Source organism: Streptomyces arenae, assembly GCF_022343545.1.
GTDB classification, from domain to species: domain Bacteria; phylum Actinomycetota; class Actinomycetes; order Streptomycetales; family Streptomycetaceae; genus Streptomyces; species Streptomyces humi.
Genome location: NZ_JAKQYH010000073.1, coordinates 238,478 through 245,604, shown reverse-complemented (window position 1 = coordinate 245,604; position 7,127 = coordinate 238,478). Strand labels below are relative to the sequence as shown.

The following is a 7,127-nucleotide window of genomic DNA, read 5'->3' as shown; positions in this document are numbered from 1 at the left end:
GTCCCCTGACCCCCGTGACCCCCCTGCCCCCCGAACCCCCCGAGGGGCCCAGGCGGCTTGTGCTGTTCGGGGAGCCCGAGGTCGGGGCGTATGCCCTGGCGGCACGGCGCAGGCTGGAGTTGCTGTCCGAGGCCAGCACCCGGATCGGCACCACGCTCGATGTCCGCCGGACCGCCGAGGAACTGGCACTGACGGCCGTACCGAACCTGGCCGACTTCGTCACCGTCGATCTGCCCGACGCCGTGCTGCGCGGCGAGGAGGCCGACGACCCGCTCGCCGACCTGCGCCGGACGGTGGTGCACGGGGTCCGGGACGGCCTGCCCTTCACCCCGGTCGGCAAGCGCATCGACTTCGGCCCCGCCACCCCGCAGCTGCGCTGTCTCACCCACGGCCGGGCGGAGCTGGAGCCGGACCTCCAGGTCGCCGCCGGCTGGCTCGCGCAGGATCCCGAGCACACCGAGCGGCTGCTGGCCCATGTGCACTCGCTCGTCGCCGTACCGCTGGTGGCCCGCGGGGTCGTGCTGGGCATCGCCAGTTTCTACCGCGGCCAGGGCTCCGCCCCCTTCGGCGACGACGACCGCTCGCTGGCGTGGGAACTGGCCACCCGCGCCGCCCTCTCCATCGACAACGCCCGCCGGTACACCCATGAACGCTCGATGGTCCTGGCCCTCCAGCGCAGGCTGCTGCCGCACGGGCTGCCCGAGCAGGACGCGGTCGAGATCGCCCACCGCTACCTGCCCGCCGAGTCGGACGTGGGCGGTGACTGGTACGACGTCATCCCGCTCTCCGGCACCCGGGTCGGCCTGCTCGTCGGCGACGTCGTGGGACACGGCATGCTGTCCGCCGCCACCATGGGCCGGCTGCGCACCGCCGCCCGCAGCTTCGCCGAACTCGACTTCCCGCCCGACGAGGTGCTCACCCACCTGGACAACCTGGTCGGCCGGCTGGACCGCGACGACCCCGACGGCGAGGGGTCCGGCATCATCGGCGCCACCTGCCTCTACGCCGTCTACGACCCCACCACGCAACGCTGCGCGATGGCCCGCGCCGGCCACCCGCCGCCCGCCCTGGTCCGTCCCGACGGCAGCGTCTCCTACCCCGACCTGCCCGCCGGCCCCCCGCTCGGCCTCGGCGGGCTGCCCTTCGACGCCGTCGAGGTCGACCTGCCGGAGGACAGTCAGCTGATCCTGTACACCGACGGACTCATCGAGGACCGCCATCGTGACGTGGACGCCGTACTCGGGCAGCTGCGCGACGCCGTGGCCGACCGGACCGAGCGCACCCCCGAGGAGACCTGCCGGGCCATCCTGGACGGGGTGGCGCCCGCCCACCCCTGCGACGACATCGCCCTGCTGGTGGTCCGCACCCACGCCCTCGCCCCCGGCCGGATGGCCGCCTGGGAACTCGACCCCGACCCGGCCGTGGTCGGCGAGGTCCGTGCCGCCGCCCTCGCCAAGCTCGCCGAATGGGGCCTCGACGAGGCCGCGTTCGCCGTGGAGCTCATCCTGAGCGAACTGGTCACCAACGCCATCCGGCACGGTTCCGGCCCCGTCCGGGTACGGCTGCTGCACCACCGCACCCTGATCTGCGAGGTCCTCGACAGCGGCAACACCGCCCCGCACCTGCGCCGGGCGGCCAGCACCGACGAGGGCGGCCGGGGCCTCTTCCTGGTCGCCCAGCTCGCCAGGGCCTGGGGCACCAGGCACCTGCCCGAGGGCAAGGTCATCTGGGCCGAATGCGGCGTCGACGGCGTGTGAGACCCCGGCCAACATCCGGAATCGTATGAATTGATGTAATTTCTTACCGTGTGTGACGCTGCCGGTCAGGACGCGGCTCCCCCCAGCGCGGCGGAACCCGTGGTCCGCATCCGCGGGCTCGTCAAGCGGTTCGGCGGGACCCTCGCACTGGCCGGGGTCGACCTGGACGTCCGCCCCGGCAGCGTGCTGGCCCTGCTCGGACCCAACGGCGCCGGGAAGTCCACGCTCATCAAGGTGCTCGCCGGCGTCCACCGCCCCGACGCGGGCCGCGTCACCGTCGCCGGGCACCCGCTCGGCAGCCGCGCCGCCGGCCGGGCGATGTCCTTCATCCACCAGGACCTGGGGCTCGTGGACTGGATGACGGTCGCCGAGAACATCGCCCTCGGCTGCGGATATCCGCGCCGCGGCGGACTGATCTCCTGGCGCCGCACTCGCGAGCGCTGTACCGGAGCGCTGCGGACCGTCGCCGCGCACCTCGACCCCGACGAGCCCCTTGCCCGGCTCGCCCCCGCCGAACGCACCCTGGTCGCGCTCGCCCGGGCCCTCGCGGTCGACGCGCGCCTCCTCGTCCTCGACGAGCCCACCGCCCGTCTGCCGGACGCCGACCGCGCCCGGCTCTTCGCCGTCCTGCACGGTCTGCGCGACCGCGGTCACGGGGTCCTCTACGTCAGCCACCGCCTCGACGAGGTCCACGAGGTCGCCGACACGTTCGCCGTCCTGCGTGACGGACGGCTGGTCAGCCACGGCACGCTGGCCGGTCACGGGCCCGCCCGTCTCGTCCACGACATCACCGGCGGGCAGCCCCCGGCCGGCCCGCCCGCCCCCGTCCGCCCCGCAGGACCGCCCGTCCTCGCCCTCGACGGCTTCCGCACCACCGGCACCCGCGCGGTGAGCCTGACCCTGCGGGCCGGCGAGTGCGTCGGCCTCGTCGGCCTCTCCGGAGCCGGGCACGCCGAACTCGGCCGGGCCGTCGCCGGCGCCCTGCCCGTCCTCGGCGGCACCGCCACCCTCTCCGGCCGGCCCTACCGCCCCCGCATGGTCGCCGACGCGGTCGCCCGCGGTGTCGGACTGGTCCCCGGCGACCGGCTCAGGGAGGGCTGCCTGCCCCGGCTGACCGTGCGCGAGAACCTCCTCGCCAACCCCCGCGCCGACGGGGTCCCGGCCCTGCGCCGGATCAGCCCGCGCCGGGAGCGGGCCGAGGCCGCCGCACTGATCGGGAGACTCGCGGTGCGCCCCCGCGACCCCGAGGCACCCGTCGCCACCCTGTCCGGCGGCAACCAGCAGAAGGTCGTGATCGGCCGCTGGCTGCGCACCGGCCCCCGGCTGCTGGTCCTGGAGGAGCCCACGGCCGGCGTCGACGTCGGCGCGAAGGACGCGATCCACCGCCTGCTCGGCGACGCCCTCGCGCGCGGGCTCGCGGTCCTGCTCGTCTCCACCGACTTCGAGGAGGTCGCGGCCGTCTGCCGGCGCGCCCTCGTCCTCGTCCGCGGATCGGTGGCGGCCGAGCTGAGCGGCGGCACGCTCACCGCAGCGGAACTCACCCGGGCCGCCTCGGCGACGCCCCCGCCCGGAACCGGGCACCGCGCATGACCGGCCGCACACCCCGCCCCGCCGGGCACCTGGTCGGCTCCTACGGCCTGCCGGCGCTCACCCTCCTCCTCGTGCTGGTCTTCTCGCTCGCGCTGCCCCGGACCTTCCCCACCCTCGACACCGTCGACGCGATCCTGTCCACCCAGGCGATCCCGGCCGTCCTCGCCCTCGCCGCGACGGTGCCCGTCGTCACCGGCGCGTTCGACCTGTCCCTCGGCTACGGCCTGGGCCTCGCCCACGTCATGGTGATGAAGCTGATCGTGGACGAGGGCTGGCCCTGGCCGTCCGCCTGCCTCGCCGTCGTGGTGGGCGGCGGCGTCGCCGGGGTCCTCAACGGGATCGTCGTGGAGTTCGGCCGGATCGACTCCTTCATCGCCACCCTGGGCACCGGCAGCATGATGTACGCGGTCACCGGCTGGGTCACCGGCGGCGGCCGGATCGTGCCGGGCCCCGGAGGCCTGCCGCCCGCCTTCACCGACATCTACGACTCGACGTTCCTCGGCCTGCCGCTGCCCGCCTGCTACGTCGTCGCCCTCGCCGCCGTCCTCTGGCTCGTGCTGGAACGGCTGCCGCTCGGCCGGTACCTGTACGTCGTCGGCTCCAACCCGCGCGCGGCCGAACTGGTCGGGATCCGGACCCGCGCCTGCACGGTGTACGCGTTCACCGCGGCGGGGCTCATCGTCGGACTGGCCGGGGTGCTGCTCGCCGCCCAGCAGCAACAGGGCAACCCCAGCGTCGGCCTCGACTACCTGCTGCCCGCCTTCACCGGTGCCCTCCTCGGTTCGACGGCGGTCCGGCCCGGCCGCCCCAACGTCCTCGGCACGGTCGTCGCCGTCGCGGTACTCGCCGTGGGCCTCACCGGCATCGGCCAGCTCGGCGCCGACTTCTGGACCGTGCCGCTCTTCTACGGCGGCACCCTGCTGATCGCCGTGGGCCTGTCGGGCTACGCGGCCCGACGGCTGCGCACCGGCACCGGCCGCCCGCCCGACCTGCCGGAACCGGCCGAACCGGCGGAAGGCAGCGCCGGATGAACCCCGGTACGGCGCGCCCCGCGACCGGGACGCCGAGGCACCCCGGTACCCGGCCCGGTCGGTTCGCCCGGTGCGCGGCCGCCCTGCTGGCCACGGTGAGCGTGCTGGCGGGCTGCGAACGCGGTTCCGCGCGGCACGTCCCCGGGGAGCCGGCGTCCGGCCCGAGCGGCTGCCCCGCCGCCTACGACACGGCCCGCACCGCCGTCGCGCGCGCGGAGCGCACCGACGTGCCCTGGAACGGACCCACCACCGGCCCGCCCGCGGTGCCCGGCAAGTCCCTCGTCTACGTGGCCCAGACCATGACCAACCCCGGTGTCGCCGGCGCCCTGGAGGGCGTGCGGCAGGCGGCGCGGGTCGTCGGCTGGAACGTCCGGGTGATCGACGGGGGCGGCACCCCGGCCGGCATCCAGGCGGCGATGGGCCAGGCGGTCGCGCTCCGGCCCGCCGGTGTCGTCGTCGCCGGCTTCGACCCCGGCACCACCTCGCAGCAGGTCGCCCGCGCCGCCGCCCTGCACATCCCGCTGGTCGGCTGGCACGCGGTCGCCGCCCCGGGACCCAGCCGGCGGCCGCCGCTGTTCAGCAACGTCACCACGCACGTCCAGGACGTCGCCCGCGTCAGCGCCCGCTGGATCATCGACGACGCGCGCGGGCGGGCCGGGGTCGTGGTCTTCACCGACGACTCGATCCCGTTCGCCCACACCAAGTCCCGGCTGATCACGGCGGAACTCGCCACCTGCCGGGGCGTGCGGGTCCTGGCGCACGAGAACATCCCGATCCCGGACGCGAGCACCCGCACCCCGCGCGAGACCGCCGCGCTGCTGTCCCGCTTCGGCCGCCGCTGGACCCACTCCGTCGCCATCAACGACCTGTACTTCGCCGACGCCGCGCCCGCTCTCCGTGCGGCCGGCGCGCCCGGTGCGGGGCCGCCGTACAACATCGGGGCCGGTGACGGCGACCCCTCCGCCTTCCAGCGGATCAACAGCCGGCAGTACCAGTCCGCCACCGTCCCCGAGCCGCTGACCCAGCAGGGCTGGCAGATCGTCGACGAGTTCAACCGCGCCTTCTCGCACGCCCCGGCCAGCGGTTACGCGGCCCCCGTCCACGTCTCCACCGCCGGGAACTCCCACGGCGCCGACACCTGGGAACCGACGGGGTACCAGGAGGCGTACCGGAAGATCTGGCGCGGGTGACGCGGCCCGCGGTGCGAAAGGCTTTCGTAACCGAGCGATTTCCCCTTCTTGTCCCTGCCATGAACGGCATGCCAGTGTCCCGGTCCAGCAGGCAGACCACCGTGTGGTGAGGCATCGCGAAAGCGTTTCGCTCCGATGCCCTTCTGCCCTGGCACACCCATACGGCATGCCGAAAGAAGAGAGGCAGAGCATGCGCGGAATTCCCGCAGTTTCACAGCCCGGCACCCCGGGGGCGCCGAGACGCCGACGCGCGGTCGTGGCAGCGGTCACCGTGACGGCGGCCCTCGGCCTCGCCGCCTGCGGGAGCTCCGGCCCTTCCGCGGCCTCGTCGTCCAAGGGACTGACCATGTGGGCGCTCAACGACCAGACGATCCTCAAGCAGTCCGTCGACGCCTACAACAAGGACCACCCGGACGCGAAGATCACCCTGCGGCTGTTCGCCAACGACGACTACAAGCAGAAGCTGCGGGTCGCCTTCGGCGCGAACCAGGCTCCGGACATCTTCTTCAGCTGGGGCGGCGGGGCGCTCGACGACTACGTCAAGGCCGGCAAGGTCGACACCCTGACCGACGCGCAGGTGGACCTGCTCCGGTTCACGCCCAGCGTCCTGAAGAGCGCCACCTTCGACGGCCAGGTCTACGGCGTGCCCGCCAACGGCCTCGCCCCGGTGGTCCTCTACTACAACAAGAAGGTCTTCAAGGACGCGGGCGTCCAGCCCCCGAAGACGTACGACGACCTGCTGACCGACGTGAAGAAGATCAAGAGCGCCGGGGTCACCCCGATATCCCTCGCGGCCAACTCCAAGTGGCCGACGCTGATGTACCTGGAGTACCTCCTGGACCGCGAGGGCGGGTCCCAGGTGTTCGACCGGATCGCCGCCGGTTCCGCCGCCGGCTGGAAGGACGCCTCGGTCACCGCGGCCAACACCCGCCTCCAGGAGCTCGCCAAGGCGGGGGCCTTCGGCGACAACGCCTCCTCCGTCACCTACGACCAGGGCGCCTCCACCGCGCTGCTCTACACCGGCAAGGCCGGCATGGAACTGATGGGCACCTGGGAGTACGCCAACATCGTCAAGGCCGCGCCGGACTTCGCGAAGAAGGACCTCGGCTACCTCGCCTTCCCGGCGCTGTCCGGCGGCAAGGGCGACGCGAAGGACATCGTCGGCAACCCGTCGAACTTCCTGTCGCTGAACTCGAAGAGCAAGAACAAGCCGGCGGTGCTCACGTACTTCAAGGACTACGTCCTCAACGACTCCCAGGTCGACGCCTACCTGGCGGCGGGCAGCGTGCCCCCGGTCAACAAGCTGGACGCCAAGCTGGCGGCGGTGCAGTCCGCCGACGACAAGAAGTGGCTGACCTTCGTCTACGACCTGGTGCAGAACTCGCCGAACTTCCAGCTCTCCTGGGACCAGGCGCTGCCCTCCGACCAGGCCGACCCGCTGCTGACCAACGTGGACAAGTCGTTCCTGCGGCAGATCACGCCCGAGCAGTTCGGCACGGACATGAGCAAGGCGGCGCAGTAGTGACCACCGTGGTTCGTACGTCGCGGCCGGTCGCGTC

The 7,127-nt window shown here is 73.5% G+C and carries 5 protein-coding genes; all 5 read left to right on the top strand.

The window, feature by feature from the left end; all coding sequences use genetic code 11:
* Window positions 1-1,757 (top strand): ATP-binding SpoIIE family protein phosphatase (locus MB828_RS36695; protein WP_301651944.1); only part of this gene is annotated, 1,757 nt, incomplete at its 5' end.
* A gap of 48 nt (window positions 1,758-1,805) precedes the next feature.
* Window positions 1,806-3,347: a sugar ABC transporter ATP-binding protein gene (locus MB828_RS36690; RefSeq protein WP_301651943.1), complete on the top strand. Its 1,542-nt coding sequence runs from the start codon at window positions 1,806-1,808 to the stop codon at window positions 3,345-3,347.
* Window positions 3,344-4,378, top strand: a complete 1,035-nt coding sequence (locus MB828_RS36685; protein ID WP_301651942.1) for an ABC transporter permease — start codon at window positions 3,344-3,346, stop codon at window positions 4,376-4,378. Before MB828_RS36690 ends, MB828_RS36685 begins: the two co-directional genes overlap by 4 nt.
* On the top strand, window positions 4,375-5,568 hold the full coding sequence (locus MB828_RS36680; protein WP_301651941.1) for a substrate-binding domain-containing protein: 1,194 nt from the start codon (window positions 4,375-4,377) through the stop codon (window positions 5,566-5,568). The genes MB828_RS36685 and MB828_RS36680 overlap by 4 nt, the downstream gene beginning before the upstream one ends.
* A 256-nt stretch (window positions 5,569-5,824) precedes the next feature.
* Window positions 5,825-7,090 (top strand): extracellular solute-binding protein, encoded by a 1,266-nt coding sequence (locus tag MB828_RS36675; protein ID WP_301651940.1) that lies wholly within the window; start codon window positions 5,825-5,827, stop codon window positions 7,088-7,090.
* Window positions 7,091-7,127 lie beyond the last annotated feature (37 nt).